The 14,916-nt window shown below is 29.9% G+C and carries 16 protein-coding genes; 3 read left to right on the top strand and 13 right to left on the bottom strand.

What is annotated here, in order from left to right:
* Window positions 1–32: 32 nt before the first annotated feature.
* A complete protein-coding gene (locus MC378_RS12455) occupies window positions 33–1,397 on the bottom strand; it encodes a TlpA disulfide reductase family protein (protein ID WP_242179091.1) in 1,365 nt (454 codons plus the stop codon).
* A gap of 107 nt (window positions 1,398–1,504) precedes the next feature.
* On the opposite strand from MC378_RS12455, the gene MC378_RS12450 reads away from it, so the two are divergent.
* Window positions 1,505–2,299 (top strand): SDR family oxidoreductase, encoded by a 795-nt coding sequence (locus tag MC378_RS12450; RefSeq protein ID WP_242179090.1) that lies wholly within the window; start codon window positions 1,505–1,507, stop codon window positions 2,297–2,299.
* On the opposite strand, the gene MC378_RS12445 is transcribed toward MC378_RS12450, so the two are convergent.
* Window positions 2,296–2,652 carry a hypothetical protein gene (locus MC378_RS12445; protein ID WP_242179089.1) on the bottom strand — a complete coding sequence of 119 codons (357 nt, stop codon included), beginning with the start codon at window positions 2,650–2,652 and terminating at the stop codon, window positions 2,296–2,298. The two genes, MC378_RS12450 and MC378_RS12445, sit on opposite strands and share 4 nt — an antisense overlap.
* 81 nt (window positions 2,653–2,733) lie before the next feature.
* On the opposite strand from MC378_RS12445, the gene MC378_RS12440 reads away from it, so the two are divergent.
* Window positions 2,734–3,249 carry a CvpA family protein gene (locus tag MC378_RS12440; protein ID WP_242179088.1) on the top strand — a complete coding sequence of 172 codons (516 nt, stop codon included), beginning with the start codon at window positions 2,734–2,736 and terminating at the stop codon, window positions 3,247–3,249.
* Between the two features lie 46 nt (window positions 3,250–3,295).
* The gene (locus tag MC378_RS12435; RefSeq protein WP_242179087.1) at window positions 3,296–3,685 is read left to right on the top strand and encodes a hypothetical protein; all 390 of its coding nucleotides are present in this window, start codon (window positions 3,296–3,298) and stop codon (window positions 3,683–3,685) included.
* Between the two features lie 39 nt (window positions 3,686–3,724).
* Here the strand turns inward: MC378_RS12435 and MC378_RS12430 are convergent, their stop codons facing one another.
* The 11 genes from MC378_RS12430 to MC378_RS12380 all read right to left on the bottom strand — a co-directional run bounded on the left by MC378_RS12430 (window position 3,725) and on the right by MC378_RS12380 (window position 14,870).
* The gene (locus MC378_RS12430; RefSeq protein ID WP_242179086.1) at window positions 3,725–4,351 is read right to left on the bottom strand and encodes a carbonic anhydrase; all 627 of its coding nucleotides are present in this window, start codon (window positions 4,349–4,351) and stop codon (window positions 3,725–3,727) included.
* Between the two features lie 9 nt (window positions 4,352–4,360).
* The gene (locus MC378_RS12425) at window positions 4,361–6,223 is read right to left on the bottom strand and encodes a SulP family inorganic anion transporter (protein WP_242179085.1); all 1,863 of its coding nucleotides are present in this window, start codon (window positions 6,221–6,223) and stop codon (window positions 4,361–4,363) included.
* A gap of 72 nt (window positions 6,224–6,295) precedes the next feature.
* A complete protein-coding gene (locus MC378_RS12420; protein WP_242179084.1) occupies window positions 6,296–6,538 on the bottom strand; it encodes a hypothetical protein in 243 nt (80 codons plus the stop codon).
* 55 nt (window positions 6,539–6,593) lie between these two features.
* Window positions 6,594–7,343, bottom strand: coding sequence for a tetratricopeptide repeat protein (locus tag MC378_RS12415; RefSeq protein WP_242179083.1), 750 nt, complete (start codon window positions 7,341–7,343; stop codon window positions 6,594–6,596).
* 2 nt (window positions 7,344–7,345) lie between these two features.
* Window positions 7,346–9,106, bottom strand: a complete 1,761-nt coding sequence (locus MC378_RS12410; protein ID WP_242179082.1) for a BatD family protein — start codon at window positions 9,104–9,106, stop codon at window positions 7,346–7,348.
* Between the two features lie 23 nt (window positions 9,107–9,129).
* Entirely contained in the window at window positions 9,130–9,960 is an 831-nt protein-coding gene (locus MC378_RS12405; protein WP_242179081.1) for a tetratricopeptide repeat protein, read from the bottom strand.
* A gap of 1 nt (window position 9,961) precedes the next feature.
* Window positions 9,962–11,008 carry a vWA domain-containing protein gene (locus MC378_RS12400; RefSeq protein WP_242179080.1) on the bottom strand — a complete coding sequence of 349 codons (1,047 nt, stop codon included), beginning with the start codon at window positions 11,006–11,008 and terminating at the stop codon, window positions 9,962–9,964.
* Window positions 11,009–12,016: a vWA domain-containing protein gene (locus MC378_RS12395; RefSeq protein ID WP_242179126.1), complete on the bottom strand. Its 1,008-nt coding sequence runs from the start codon at window positions 12,014–12,016 to the stop codon at window positions 11,009–11,011. It abuts the gene before it with no gap.
* A complete protein-coding gene (locus MC378_RS12390; protein ID WP_242179079.1) occupies window positions 12,003–12,920 on the bottom strand; it encodes a BatD family protein in 918 nt (305 codons plus the stop codon). Before MC378_RS12390 ends, MC378_RS12395 begins: the two co-directional genes overlap by 14 nt.
* A 21-nt stretch (window positions 12,921–12,941) precedes the next feature.
* Window positions 12,942–13,811, bottom strand: a complete 870-nt coding sequence (locus tag MC378_RS12385) for a DUF58 domain-containing protein (RefSeq protein ID WP_242179078.1) — start codon at window positions 13,809–13,811, stop codon at window positions 12,942–12,944.
* 69 nt (window positions 13,812–13,880) lie between these two features.
* Window positions 13,881–14,870 carry an AAA family ATPase gene (locus MC378_RS12380; RefSeq protein ID WP_242179077.1) on the bottom strand — a complete coding sequence of 330 codons (990 nt, stop codon included), beginning with the start codon at window positions 14,868–14,870 and terminating at the stop codon, window positions 13,881–13,883.
* Window positions 14,871–14,916: the final 46 nt, after the last annotated feature.

The raw sequence follows: 14,916 nt of genomic DNA, 5'->3' as shown, positions 1-14,916 counted from the left end.
GATGAATTGTTTTAGTTCATCTTTTTTTGTTCTTATTTATTTTCTAAAAAAGCTTTTACATCTGAAATATTATCGGGTTTAGCAATAATTTTTTTTGTGTTGTCTAACACAAAATAAGTAGGAGTTGCATTGATATTATAAACTCTAGCAGTTTTATTTTCCCATTTGTTTAAACCTAAAATATGATGCCAATTTGGTAATGTTTTTTTCATCTCATTCCAAGTCGAATTATTTCTTTCCATAGCAAAAGCAATTACTTTTGTTTTTGTGCTTTTCTGCATAAATTTATGTAATTCAGGAATTTCTCTTAAACAGTGAGAGCAATCTGTACTCCAAAAAACCAATACATAATTTTCGGCATCATTTAATTTAGAAAGAGAATAATTTTTGTTGTTTTCTTTCCATGAAAAATCAGGTGCTATACTACCAATTTCTGTTGCAAAAAGAGATAGTTTTTCATTTATAAATTTTTTATTTTGAATGTTTTCTGGTAATCTTTTATAATAATTTTCAAAAAGATCACCAATCAGTTCTAAGTTTTTAGATTCTTCGAATTGTGTTACTAAAAACTCAATTACATCTTTTTTAAAGGATAAATCTGTAATTTTTGATAAAACAGTTTTAATAGAGTTTTTAAATAACTTTTGTTGTGTTTCTTTATTGTCAGAATAGTTAATGTAAAAAATATAATCTGTAATTCTATCTACTAAAAAAGAAGAGTTGATAAGTGTTTTATTAGAAAAATCCATGTTGTCAAAAAAAGTAGCAACCATATTAGACATGTACTCATTAGGAGACGTTTTTATTTCTTTAGGATTTGCTCTTAATGTGGCCTTAATAAATGGTTGTACATACATGTTTTTAGAAGCTGTTAAATAGCCTTGTTGTATGTTTTCTACTTGTTGTAAAGCGGTTTTATAATCTTTTTTTAAATCTAAACTTGGGTTTCTTAATGCCGTAATTTGAAGAGAATCTAGTGTTTGTTGTGCTTTAGAAATTTCAGATAAATACTGCTTGTAAAAAATGTTTTCACTAGATTTAGAAAACAATACAGATTGGTCTGGATAGTCTGGGTTAAAAACAAATGTGATATCTTCTTTATCAAAAATAAAATCTATATAACCATGTTCTTCTAAACGATAAGTTGCTCTGTAAACCCCAGGGGCTGCATCATTAGGTAATGTAAAATTAAAGTTTCCAATAGCTTGCTTTTTATCATCAATTAAAATAGAATCTACTTCAATTTTTGTGTTTTTTATAAAGATTTGTTTGGCTCCTTCGATTTTATATAAAATCACCCAATCACTCTTTAAATCGGGGGTTATTGTTCCTTTTATATTGTATTGAGCTTGTGTAATTGAAGAAATTAAGAATATAAGTACAAATATTTTTTTCATCGTTTTAAAGTTGTTTTTTTGTTCTTGACGAACTATTTTCAAGAAGCGTACCAAAAATACTATTTCTGCTACAAATTAGGTATATTGTAACACAAAAAAACGCAAAAATGTCTTTTACTAATAAAGTAGTTTGGATAACGGGTGCTTCTTCGGGAATCGGAAAAGCACTAGCAATAGAATTATCTCATCAAAATGCACGTTTAATTTTATCATCAAGAAAAAAAGACGCTTTAGAGTTTGTAAAGCAAGAGTGTAAAGATTCTAATGAAGTTAAAATCATAACATTAGATCTAGAAAATTATAGTAATTTTAAGATTAAAGTTGATGAAGCTATTTCTTGTTTTGGTAAAGTTGATATTTTGGTAAATAATGGAGGAATAAGTCAGCGCTCTCTAGTGAAAGATACACAGATTTCTGTGGATAAAAGAATTATGGATATTAATTATTTAGGTACTGTTGCTTTAACAAAATCCATTTTACCACATTTTATCAATAATAAGAAGGGTCAATTTGTTATTACAACAAGTATTGTTGGTAAAATAGGTACTCCATTACGTTCTTCTTATGCTGCAAGTAAACATGCTCTGCATGGTTTTTTTGATAGTTTACGAGCAGAACACTATAAAGATAATATTGATGTTACTTTGGTTTGTCCAGGTTTTGTAAATACAAATGTTTCTAAAAACGCATTAACGGGTGATGGTTCTTCACAAGGAAAAATGGATGTTGCTACAGAAAACGGAATTTCACCAAAACGTTTTGCTAAATTGATGGCAAAAGCAATTCAAAGAAAAAAAGAAGAAGTTAATATTGCTGGTGCAAAAGAAAAATTAGGGGTGTATACAAAAAGATTTTTCCCTAAACTTTTGTCTAAAATGATAAGAAAGATAAGTGTAACTTAGTTTAAGTAGTTTAAATCATCAAAATAATTAATAATTGCTTCTTTCATTAATACAGTTTGTTCTCCTGGTTTTAAGTTGGGTAATTCTGTAAGTATTTTGTAATGTGGCCAGCTATCATCATCAAAATAATCAAATTCATAATAACCGTATGGTTCTAGAAGTTTACAAATTGCAATGTGCATTAGGTTTACTTTTTCGTCTTTTTTAAATGTTCTCTTACCTTGACCTAATTCTTGGACACCAATTAAATAGATGATTCCATCCATATTTAATTCATCACCATCCGCAAATTGTTTTGTTAATTTGTTTACGAGTAAGTCCCATTTTTCTTTAAGATTGATAACTTTTTGCATGTAAATTGTTTAAAGGTGTAAAGATACAATGCCTATTTTTAAATTGTAAAAAAAAGATGTAGGTTTGATAAAATTATTTTAATGAATATTTTTGATATAATTATTGCAGCATTATTGCTTTTTGGTTTTGTTAGAGGAATAATGAAAGGACTCTTTGTGGAGGTTGCTTCTTTGATTGCTTTAATTGGTGGAGTTTATGGAGCAATTCATTTTTCGTATTTTATTGGAGATTTTTTAAAGGAATCTGTTTCTTGGAAAGAAGAATACATTTCTTTAGCAGCTTTTGCAGGAACATTTGTTGTGATTATAATTGTAATTGCATTATTAGGAAAAGCACTAACTAAATTGGCAGACTTTGCTTCTTTAGGAATTATAAATAAAATTTTAGGAGGAGTTTTTGGTGCCTTAAAAATAGGATTAATTTTAAGTGTTGTTTTTATTTTTTTTAGTAAAATGAATGATACAATTCCTTTTGTAGATAAAGAGGTTTTAGATAAATCGATTCTGTATCAGCCAGTTAAAAAAATAGCACCAACAATTTTTCCTTCGATTATTAAAGAAGGGGTCGTAGAAGAAACCTTTATTAAAAACATATAACTATTACAGTAATTTTTGTAAATTGCAGAAGAGTAAAAAAATATTAATGAAAAAAACTTACATATCCCTAGCTTTCTTAAGCTTATTTGCATTAATGTCTTTTGATAATTTAGATTGCTCTATATTAAAAAATAATACGTTTACTTATAGAAATGCCAAAAAAGATGTTTTGGTTGTTTTTAAAGATAAAAAGCATGTAGAATACCACAACAATATGGCTCACTATATAAAGTCTGATATTGATTGGGTTTCTGACTGCGAATATTATTTAGAGATTAAAGAAACAACACTGCCAAATTTTCCTTTTAAAATGGGAACAAGGTTACATATAAAAATCACAAAAGTTAGTGGCAAAAAAGTGTATTATACATCATCTCTTGCTGGAAGAACTTGGGAAGGAAGATTAACTAAGGTAAAGAGGAAAATTTTTGAATAAATAAAACCCCCAAGAAAATTTTCTTGGGGTTTTTTTATTTTAATCTAAATGATAAATTTCCATTATATCTTCTAAATATTTCTCGAAATCTATTTTTAAATCAATTAGTTTTCCTGTGTGAATATCAAAAATCCAACCATGTACTTTTAAACCATGATCTCTATATGCTTTTTGTACGGAAGCAGTTTTAATTAAGTTTACACATTGTTCTTTTACATTTAATTCTACTAACCTTTCATATTTCTTTTCTTCACATTCAATAGAATTAAGCTCTTTTGAATGAATTCTATAAACATCTCTAATATTTCTAAGCCAAGGATTTAGGATGCCTAAATCTGCAGATTGCATTGCGGCTTTAACACCTCCACAACCGTAATGTCCACACACTATTACGTGCTCTACCTTTAAGTGAACTACGGCATATTCTACAACAGACATGGTGTTTAAATCTAAACCAGAAACCATATTTGCTATATTTCTGTGTACAAAGACTTCTCCTGGTTTTGCGCCCATTAGTTCTTCTGCTGTAGCACGACTGTCTGAACAGCCAATATATAATAATTCAGGACTTTGTCCTTTTCCTAATTCCTCAAAATAATTTTTATTAAGAGATAATTTCTCTTTTACCCATGATTTGTTATTACTAAATACTGTATCTAAATTCATAATGTTTTTTTATTGTTTGTTTTCGATGTTTTGTTTTGCCCAACTTACACAATCTTTAAATGATTTAAAGATATGCTCTTGTGGAATAAAGTCAGGTATAATTCCAATTCTCTCCATCATATACCTAGGTTGTTGTAATAAATTTACAAATAAAACATCTATGTTTTTTGTTTTTAAATCTTGTAACATGTCTTCCATTGCGTATAGTCCAGATTGATCCATATATTGCATTCTTCCTAAACGCATTATTACTGTTGATGCTGTATCGGGAATTTGCAGAGAAAGTGCTTGAAAATCACTTGTAGAGCCAAAAAATAAAGGTCCTTTAATGTGTTTGATGAATACCTCTTCTTTTAAATCTTTAGGAAAACCTGTTTCATCTTCCCAAGCTTCCTCTTTTAGTGTTTTTACGTCAGAGCGTTCTGCAGTTAAATCTCCTATTTTTTTCATAAACATTAAAGAGGCGATAACTAAACCAATCCCAACAGCATAAATTAAATCCCAAAAAGTTGAAAGTAATAAAACGATAAGCATGATTAATACTTCTGAACTCAATTTTATTGGTCCCAATTTTATGTCTCTAGGCAAACTAGGGATTGCTTTTAAACCTTTATAATCCATTACTCCAATACCAACGGTAATTAATATTCCTGCCAAAACAGCTGCAGGTATTTTAGATGCAATAGGAGCTAATGCTAACATAATTATTAATAGCATTATACCAGCAATCATACCCGAAAGTTTGGTTTTACCACCAGCATTAATATTTACTACAGTTCTAATTGTTGCTCCAGCACCTGGTAGTCCTCCAAATAAAGCTCCAATACTATTTCCAACACCTTGCCCCATTAACTCTTTGTTTGGGTTGTGTTTGGTTTTGGTCATATTATCTGCAACAACACTTGTTAATAGAGAATCGATGGCTCCTAAAATAGCTAATGTTAATGCTGTAAAAATATATGGTGTAATATTGGATAAAGAAAATCCTGAAAAAATTTCCCATTTAATTTCTGGGATACCACTCGGAATTTCCTGAATGGTTTTGTAATCTAATCCAAAACCTACAGCAATCCCCGAAACAATAACTAGAGCAACTAGGGTGCTTGGAACCTTGGTGGTTATTCGTTTAAAACCATATATAATAAATATTGTTCCTAGTGCAAGAAGAAACTCTAACCAATTAATATTTTGTAAAGCTCTAGGTAACACTTTTATTGCACCAATCGTTCCCGAAGCTTCTTTGGCAGCTAAAGTTTGGGCTTCTTTTTCTATTTCTGCTGGTGTTATTTTTTCTGCTCTTGTAATTGTTTCTTTAAAATTTTCTAGCACCAAAATACCTTCTCCGGCTTCTTCTTTTAAAATGTTTTCCAGAAGAAGTTCTTCTGCATGTGGTTTAAATTTTGCAACAAACTCTGTGTCTTCTTTTGGATTGTAACCTACAGAAGGTAAAATTTGAGTTAGTAAAATAATAACTCCAATGGCAGTCATAAAACCAGAAACAACTGGATAGGGAATGTATCGAATGTATTTTCCTAGACCAATTAATCCTAGGCCTATTTGGAATAATCCTGCCAATAAGAAAATTGTTAAGATTATTGGTAGTGCTTTAGAAAGGTCTCCATCATTAGCAGCAACAAGTCCAGCTACTAAAACCATGCTTACTGCTGTCATTGGTGCAGTTGGACCAGATATTTGTGTACTTGTTCCTCCAAAAAGAGCGGCAAAGAAACTAATAAAAATGGCACCATATAAACCAGCACTTGGTCCTAATCCAGAAGAAACTCCAAAAGCTAAAGCTAATGGTAATGCTACAATACCAGCAGTAATTCCGCCAAAAGCATCTCCTTTTATATTAGAAAATATTTTTTTCATAAATAAAGATTTAAACCCATATTTTATTTAAGGGTTTTATGTTAGTAAAAAATGTAATATCTATTAGAAATCTTATAGACGTTCTGGAGGAGGAGAGCTGTTTTCTTGAGAAATACTGGTGTAATTTTTTGAATAGTAATTAAATAGACCAGCTCCTTTTAAGGAATTAAAGGTGGGTAAAGAAGTTTTTGTTTCAGAAAATTTTAAATCAAAATGTTTAGAAACTTCTTTATGATTGTTTTCTTCTTCATTCATATTAAAAAGAACAGAAATGTCAAAATTCTTTTCTACAACAGAAATTATTGTGGGACTCACAATAAATAGTGTAAAAATTAAGATTAAGACGATAGCTACTCTGTTTCTCATTAATTTATAATTCTTTAATTTCTTCGGCAATTATCCAACCTAGTTTTCCATCTGCTAATTTAATCTTTTTCCAATTATCTACAGCATCTAAAACATAAATTTTTGTACCTTCATGTAAAGTGAAGACTTCTTCAGAGTTTAAAGTTGGTGCATTTCTAACTTCGGTTTTTTCAGCAAAAACAATTGCTTCGATGTTGTTTTTAGAGAATTGGTATTGATTATAAGTGATGAAAAATGAAGAAATTAATAGAAAAAAACTAATAATACTAGTAACAAAATAGAATCTTTTTTTAGAAGGAGTATTTGCAAAATAAAAGAATAAAAATAAAATGGCTGCTATGAATGAAAAAAGCACAACTGTAATAGCCCATTGATTATAGGACAGTTTTTGCAAATAATTTTGATTAAACTTTTGTAAAATAGTTTTTGGTAATTCTTCTATATTATCTAAAGCCAAACGCTTTGCAAAAACCAAATTGTTTTTTACATCTTCATTTAAAGGGTCTATTTTTAAAGCTTTTTCATAATAGTAAATTGTTGGTCCAACCTTGTTAAGTTTGTAATAAGAATTTCCTAAATTATAATATAATTCTGATGAAACTAAATCTTGAGATTCTATTTCTTTGTATTTCTTAATAGCTTTTTCAAACTCACCATTTTTATACAAATTATTTGCAGTAGTAAATAAACTATCTACACTTTGAGCAGTTATAGAACTGGCAATCATCAAGAATAAAAAAACGATTTTTTTCATATCTAAAACTGTTTATCTAATTGAATAATTACTTGCTTTGCTTTTTCTAATTCGGCTTCCATTTCTGTGTTGGTTATTGGTGTATAACGAGCAAAATCTGAACTCTGTAAGACTTCTATAAATTGATTTATAGTAAGGTCGTCTACATTTTTACCTTTTAAAATAAGCGTAATTTTTTCTTTACTAATGTCTGCCGTTTCTATTCCTAGTTTTGCTTTTAAATAATTGTGTAAAGCACGCTCTAAAGCTTCGTAAAAGGCTTCTTTTTTTCCTAATTGTTTTTGTGCTTCAGATAAATATTTCTTTGCCAATCGTTCTGCTTTTCTTAATTTATTACCAATAATGTCATTATTTCTTTCTTCGTTCTTTTTAGCAATAAAAATACCAATAGGAATCGCAATTAAAGGCAGTAATAACAATATGTAAAATAAATTAGATTTAAAGAAATCTGTAGTTTTAGTAGAACTAAAATTACTCTTTGTTTGGATGTATCTAAAGTTTTTACCAGTGGTGATAATGTTTTGTTTTTTTACAGAAGTAGTTTCTTCTGTTACTAGTTCTTTTCCTTCAAGAACATCAACATAAAAATCATCAGTAGAGATTGTTTTATATTTTTCATCTTTTGGATTGAAGTAAGAAAAAGAAACATTTGGTATCTTGTATTTTCCTTTATATTGTGGAACAACCGTATATAGATCTGATACAGAACCAGAAATACCACTAGCAGTAACAGAAACTTTTTCTTTTCTTTCTGGTTGATATTTTTCTAATTCAACAGGTGTTTCTACAATGGGTAATTCAAATAGTTTTAGGTTTCCTTTACCTGAAACAACCACTTTTATTTGTGATGATTCATTGGCTTTTAAAACATCTTTACTTAAGGTTACATCAAAATTAAAATCTCCCACAGCACCATTAAAGTTTTCTGGTTTTCCTTCTAAAGGAAGACTTTTAGGTGTGATTGTTTTTTTAGCAGAAGCAAATTCTCTTCTAATATTTTTTGTAATTACGTTTCCAAAGAAATCTGCTTTTCCAGTAGGAACACCAATAACAATATCCATTTTCATGGGGTCGATGGTTAATTTACCTGTTTTTGTAGGAACCAATAATGCTTTTTGTAAGACAATGTATCTATAGTTTTCTCCGTTGTATTTCCCCATTTTTACAGGGTAACCATTTATGGTAATTGCTTGATTCCAGAAGCCGTTATATTGTGGTGCTTCTGTTACAGAAGTATCATACACACTGATGTTTTCACTAACATAAAGTCTGTACTCTACATAAATACCTTCTCCAACATAAGGTCTAGACTTAGAAATTTCTGCAACTAAATGTATGTTTTGCTGCGCTATATAATTGGGGTCATTAGGGTCTTTTGGAATTTCTACAGGATCTAAAACAATAATTTTTACAGGTTTAGATTTAATTTTTTTTCCACCTATTTCTATGCTTGCAGTACCAATAGTTAATTCACCTTTTCTTTTAGGTTGAATAATATATGAGTAAGATTGAGAAAAACTAACTTTTCCATTGATCCAAGATTGACTAACAGATTGACTTGGGCCTCCAACCACTTTAAAATTAGAGAATTTTGGAGGGGTAAAATTATCTGCTCCTTGTTTGTTCACAGAAAACTCTATTCTTAAACGTTGGTTTAAACCCAGCTTGTTTTTGCTAACTTTTGTAACAAGAGTGGCTTCTTGAGCTGTTACAGAGAGTGTTAACAAACTAATAAATAATGATATGTAAAATTTCAACTTCATCTTCTTTTCTAAAAGTGATTAATTTACCAATCTTTTTCTTGTTTTACCTTTTTCCCTTTAGCCTTTTTAGCATTCATTTTCTTTTGGGTTTTTTTCTCTTCGTTATTTAAGCTTTCTAACAATTGCTTAATTTGTTGAGGTGTCATTTTACCCTGTTGCGGTTTAGGTTTTTGTTTCTGATCTTTTTCGTTCTTTTTAGGATCTTGATTTTTCTTTTGATCTTTGTCTCCTTTTCCGTCTTTATCTTTGTCGTCTTTCTTGTCTTTGTCGTCTCCGTCCTTTTTATCTTTATCCTTGTCTTTATTTTTATCGTCTTTATTTTTCTTGTCCTTATCTTTATTATCCTTTTTGTCTTTGTTGTCCTTGTTTTTGTCGTCCTTATTTTGTTGTTTTTCTTTGTCTAATAGTTTTTGAGCGACAGCTAGATTATAACGAGTTTCATCATCATTAGGATTATTTCTTAAAGCATTTTTATAAGCATCTACAGCAGGTTGATATTGTTTTTGTTCCATCATTGCATTACCAATATTATGATAAGCTTCTGCTTTTGTTGTCTTGTCTTTAGCTGTTTCAGCTGTTAATTCGTATTGAGGAACTGCTTCTTTGTAATTTTTGTTTTGATACAGAGCATTTCCTAAATTGTATGTTGCTTTGTTGTATTTTGTATTGTTTCCTAATGCTTTTTGATAGGCAACAGAAGCATCTGTGTAGCTTTTTTGTTGGTACAATTGATTTCCTGCTCTTACCAATTTTCTTGCTTTACGCTGTAAGGCGATAGAATCTTTTTGAGCTAAAATTTCTTTAGACGAAAAAAATATCAAGAAAATTAGAAGTATGTATTGTAATTTTTTCATTTTATTTTTTTGCTTTTTCTTCATTAAATAAATCAACCTTTCTTAACCATTTTGTTTTCTTATCAAATAAGAAAATATCAATAATTAAAAAGAATATTCCAATTGCTAAAAACCATTGAAATTGATCTTTATAATCTGAAAACTGTTTGGTTTCAAATTCATTTTTTTCTGCATTTGCAATAATATCTGCTATGTTTTTTACAGGATTTTCTGTAACATTTCCATCTATGTATTTTCCATTGGCTGCATCTGCAATACCTTGCAATACTTTGGGCATACGTTTGGTGATTACAGTTTCTCCTTTATTGTCTTTTTTATAACCAACGAGTGCATTGTTTACATGCATTGGAATTGGTCCTCCGTTCTCTGTTCCCACACCAACCGTGTAAATTTTTACGCCTTCGTTAGCTAAGTTTTGTGCAACTTGTTTGGTGTCTTCTTGATGGTCTTCTCCGTCAGAAATAATGACTAAAAAACGATTGGTTTGCTCGTCATTATTATAATAGGTTTTTGCCAGTTCTAAGGCTCCATTAATATCTGTTCCTTGACTAGAAACCATATCTGGGTTTGCGTTTTGCAAAAACATATTTGCAGCTGCATGATCTGTTGTAATTGGTAAAAGAGGATAAGCATTTCCTGCATAAATAATAATTCCAACTCTGTCGGAACCTAATTTATCAATGATTTTAGAAATGATTTGTTTTGCTTTCTCTAGTCTGTTTGGCGCAATATCTTTTGCCAGCATACTTTTAGAAACATCTAAAGCAAAAACAATATCTACTCCTTCTCTTTTTACGGTTTTTAGCTTGGTTCCCATTTTTGGGTTTACCAAAGAGATAATTAAAGCGCTAATTCCTAAAAGGAAAATAATTAACTTTAAAACCGATTTAAATGTTGATGTGTTTGGCGCTAGTTTTTCTAATAAAACCGGATTAGAAAATTTTTTTTGCGTTCTTTTTTTCCACCATAAAACCAACACAAAAACAACAATCAATGCTGGAATGATTGCAAGTAAATAAAAATAAATTGGTTCTTCTATTCTGTACATTTATATAAAACTCTTAAATAACGTATTTCTTAATATAAATTCTAGCACTAAAAATCCTAAAGCTAAAAAGACAAAAAATCTAAATTTTTCTTGATAATTATAATATTTAAATTCTTCAATCTTTGTTTTTTCTAGCTTATCGATTTCATTATAAATTTCTTTTAAAGACGTGTTGTCTGTTGCTCTAAAATATTTTCCATCTGTTTCAGAAGCTATTTCTTTTAGCAGTGATTCATCAATTTCTACTTGTTGCTTTCTAAACTGTAATTTACCCGTTCTTGGATCTCTACTCCATGGAAAATCTGCCATTCCATTAGTTCCTATTCCAATAGTATAAGTTTTAATTCCTAATTCTTTTGCTAATTCAGTGGCTGTTCTTGGGTCTATATTTCCAGAATTATTTACCCCATCCGTCAATAAAATAATAACCTTGCTTTTTGCGGTACTTTCTTTTAGTCTATTTACAGCAGAGCCTAATCCCATTCCTATGGCGGTTCCTCCTTCTAATTGTCCCCATTTCAACTCAGAAATAGTTCGTTTTACAATACTTTTATCACTTGTAATAGGTGTTTGTGTAAAACTTTCTCCTGCATAAACTACAATTCCTATTCTATCATTAGGTCTTCTATCTACAAAATCTACAGCAACTTTTTTAAGTGCTTCTAATCTGTTGGGTTTTAAATCTCTTGCTAACATACTTGCAGAAACGTCTATTGCCATTACAATATCAATTCCTTTATTCGTTTTTGTTTTTTTACTTACAGCAACGTTTCTTGGTCTTGCTAAAGCAATAATTATAGCGGCTAAAGCAAGTAGTCTTAGAAGGTACAAAACTGGTTTTAATTTCGATAAAATTGAAACATCTGCCTTAAAACCACTAATACTTGGTATAGTTAAAATAGCTGCATCTTTTTTTCGCATAAAGAAATACCAAATTGCCAATAAAGGAATTAGTACTAACAACCAAAGAAACTCTGGGTTGTGAAATTCAAAATTATTCCAATTCATCATTTTCTTCAATAATTGGTTTAGGTTTTAAATTACTCACAATGTCTTGTGCGTCTTTTCTATCTTCTTCAATTTCTAATGCTAATGGTTTTGATTTTGCAAATTTTACCAAATCAGCCTCACGTAATAGATCTTTTAATTTTTTAATGGTTTCTTCTGACGTTTGAATGGTTTCTGCATCTTTAAAGTCTTTTAACATGTCTAAAACTTCGTCAGTTGTTTTTTCTAAAGCAGGAACTTTTAATTCACGCTCAATATAACCACGTACAATTTCTGTTAATTCAGAATAATACTCTTTTACTTTATTGTTTTGCCACAATAATTTTTCATCTAATTCATTTAACCTATAAATTGCTTCTTCATAAGGAGGAAGTGTTCTGTAGGTTGGTGTTTCTTCTTGCTCTTTTCTTTTTCTGATCACAAACCAGTAAATCCAGAAACCAATAATTGCTAGAGCAGCTATAAGTATATATAGGTAAATTTTAAAATCATCAAAAACATAGGGTTCTGCTTTTATAGATTTTATTGGAAACTTTTTTACTTTGGTTGTATCAATGGCAACTGTTGCCACATTTACTAGTAACGAATCTGTTAAAAAGGCTTGGTTTTTTACAAAGATTTGTTGTTGTGGAATGTAAAAAGCACCGCTATCAAAACCTGTTAAAATATATTTTATAGTCAAACTATTTTTAATAGTATCAACTTTGGTAGAGTCTACAACTTCTAATCCTTTTAATTTTAGTTTAGGAATGATAACGTTTTGTGATTCATCTACAGAAATTTTTAAATTGAACTGCTCACCAATTCTAATATTTGTGGTGTCAATTTCTGCTTTTACCATAGGTTTTTGCGCAAAACTTATAGCAGAAATAAAGAATAATATGTATAATATTTGTTTTTTCATTTACAAAAAGTAACTTAATTACTATCTTCCTTTATGTTTAAAATACCCCAATAATTTTTTCACGTAGTTTTCATCTGCCCTTGCGCTAACAGTTCCTGCACCACTTCTTTTAAAAGTATTTATATAATAATCAGACAAACGTAAAGCATTTGCTTTATAATTTGTTCTTATAGATTTAGATGATGTATTTATTATTTGAACATTACCGGTTTCTGCATCTAACATGGGTACCATTCCAAGATTAGGCATTTCTTCATCGTGTTTGTCGTAAATTCTGATTCCTGTTAAATCATGTTTACTGCCAGCAATTTTTAATGTTTTTTCATAATCATCATCCATAAAATCAGATAACATAAAAACAATTGCTTTTTTCTTCATAATACTAGATAAAAACTTTAGTGCTGCGGCAATATTCGTTTTTTTACTTTTGGGTTTAAATTCTATCAATTCTCTAATAATTCTTAAAACGTGACTTTTTCCTTTTTTAGGAGGAATAAAAAGTTCTACATCATCAGAAAAAAGAATTAAACCCACTTTATCATTATTTTGAGTAGCAGAAAAAGCCAAGGTTGCTGCAATTTCTGTAACGGTGTCTTTTTTGAATTGGGTTGATGTCCCAAAAAGTTCAGATCCAGAAACGTCTACCATCAACATCATGGTTAATTCACGTTCTTCTTCAAAAACTTTTATATAGGGTTCATTATAACGTGCGGTAACATTCCAATCGATAGTTCTTACATCATCACCAAATTGATATTGACGCACTTCAGAAAAAGTCATACCACGCCCTTTGAAAGATGAGTGGTATTCACCTCCAAAAATATGATCAGACAAACGACGTGTCTTAATCTCTATTTTACGAACTTTTTTTAGTATTTCTTTAGTATCCATTGTTTCAATTGTCAGTTAACATTTTTCAATTATCAGTTTAAAAACTTTTAATTGTTCATTGATAATTGCCTATGGTACTTCAATTTCATTAATAATAGAATTAATAATGTCTACCGAAGTTATGTTTTCTGCTTCCGCTTCGTAAGTAATTCCTATTCTATGACGTAAAACATCAAAAACTACCGCCCTTACATCTTCTGGTATCACATAGCCTCTTCTTTTAATAAAAGCATAGCATTTAGCTGCTTTTGCTAAATTGATACTTCCCCTTGGAGAAGCTCCAAATCCAATAAGGTCTTTTAATTGTGGTAAGTTATATTTTTCTGGATAACGAGTTGCAAAAATAATATCAAGAATATACTTCTCGATTTTTTCATCCATATAAACTTCATTTGCAACTTCCCTTGCTTTTAAAATTTGGTCTACAGAGATTACTGGGTTTACTTTAGAAAATCCACCAGATAAATTTTGACGCATAATAATTTGTTCGTCTTGTAGTTTTGGGTAATCTATAACTACCTTTAGCATAAATCTATCTACCTGTGCTTCTGGTAAAGGGTAGGTCCCTTCTTGTTCAACCGGATTTTGAGTTGCCATTACTAAGAAAGGTTCGTCTAGTTTAAAAGTGGTGTCCCCAATGGTAATTTGACGCTCTTGCATAGCCTCTAATAAAGCCGATTGTACTTTTGCAGGTGCTCTGTTAATTTCATCAGCCAATACAAAGTTGGCAAAAATAGGTCCTTTTTTAATCGCAAAATCGTTTTCTTTCATGTTGTAAATCATGGTTCCAACAACATCTGCGGGTAATAAATCTGGGGTAAATTGTACTCTACTAAAGCTTCCTTGAACAGCTTTAGACAAGGTGTTTATTGCTAAAGTTTTTGCCAAACCAGGAACTCCCTCTAATAAAATATGACCATTTCCAAGAAGTCCAATTAGCAAACTTTCGATCATTTGCTTTTGCCCAACAATTACTTTATTCATTTCTAAAGTAAGAATGTCTATAAAGGCACTTTCTCTTTCGATTTTCTCATTAATAGCTCTTACATCTACATCCATTTTATAAATATTTTGGTGTTAAGTTTTAAGTGGTAACAAAGCTACA

Origin of the sequence: Polaribacter marinus, assembly GCF_022662535.1 — a bacterium.
Taxonomy (GTDB): Bacteria; Bacteroidota; Bacteroidia; order Flavobacteriales; family Flavobacteriaceae; genus Polaribacter; species Polaribacter marinus.
This window is presented reverse-complemented; position numbering and strand designations above follow the sequence as displayed.

Coding starts and splice junctions, on each gene's coding strand:
- MC378_RS12455 (WP_242179091.1), bottom strand. CDS start 1,397: ATGAAAAAAATATTTGTACTTATATTCTTAATTTCTTCAATTACACAA.
- MC378_RS12450 (WP_242179090.1), top strand. CDS start 1,505: ATGTCTTTTACTAATAAAGTAGTTTGGATAACGGGTGCTTCTTCGGGA.
- MC378_RS12445 (WP_242179089.1), bottom strand. CDS start 2,652: ATGCAAAAAGTTATCAATCTTAAAGAAAAATGGGACTTACTCGTAAAC.
- MC378_RS12440 (WP_242179088.1), top strand. CDS start 2,734: ATGAATATTTTTGATATAATTATTGCAGCATTATTGCTTTTTGGTTTT.
- MC378_RS12435 (WP_242179087.1), top strand. CDS start 3,296: ATGAAAAAAACTTACATATCCCTAGCTTTCTTAAGCTTATTTGCATTA.
- MC378_RS12430 (WP_242179086.1), bottom strand. CDS start 4,351: ATGAATTTAGATACAGTATTTAGTAATAACAAATCATGGGTAAAAGAG.
- MC378_RS12425 (WP_242179085.1), bottom strand. CDS start 6,223: ATGAAAAAAATATTTTCTAATATAAAAGGAGATGCTTTTGGCGGAATT.
- MC378_RS12415 (WP_242179083.1), bottom strand. CDS start 7,343: ATGAAAAAAATCGTTTTTTTATTCTTGATGATTGCCAGTTCTATAACT.
- MC378_RS12410 (WP_242179082.1), bottom strand. CDS start 9,106: ATGAAGTTGAAATTTTACATATCATTATTTATTAGTTTGTTAACACTC.
- MC378_RS12405 (WP_242179081.1), bottom strand. CDS start 9,960: ATGAAAAAATTACAATACATACTTCTAATTTTCTTGATATTTTTTTCG.
- MC378_RS12400 (WP_242179080.1), bottom strand. CDS start 11,008: ATGTACAGAATAGAAGAACCAATTTATTTTTATTTACTTGCAATCATT.
- MC378_RS12395 (WP_242179126.1), bottom strand. CDS start 12,016: ATGAATTGGAATAATTTTGAATTTCACAACCCAGAGTTTCTTTGGTTG.
- MC378_RS12390 (WP_242179079.1), bottom strand. CDS start 12,920: ATGAAAAAACAAATATTATACATATTATTCTTTATTTCTGCTATAAGT.
- MC378_RS12385 (WP_242179078.1), bottom strand. CDS start 13,811: ATGGATACTAAAGAAATACTAAAAAAAGTTCGTAAAATAGAGATTAAG.
- MC378_RS12380 (WP_242179077.1), bottom strand. CDS start 14,870: ATGGATGTAGATGTAAGAGCTATTAATGAGAAAATCGAAAGAGAAAGT.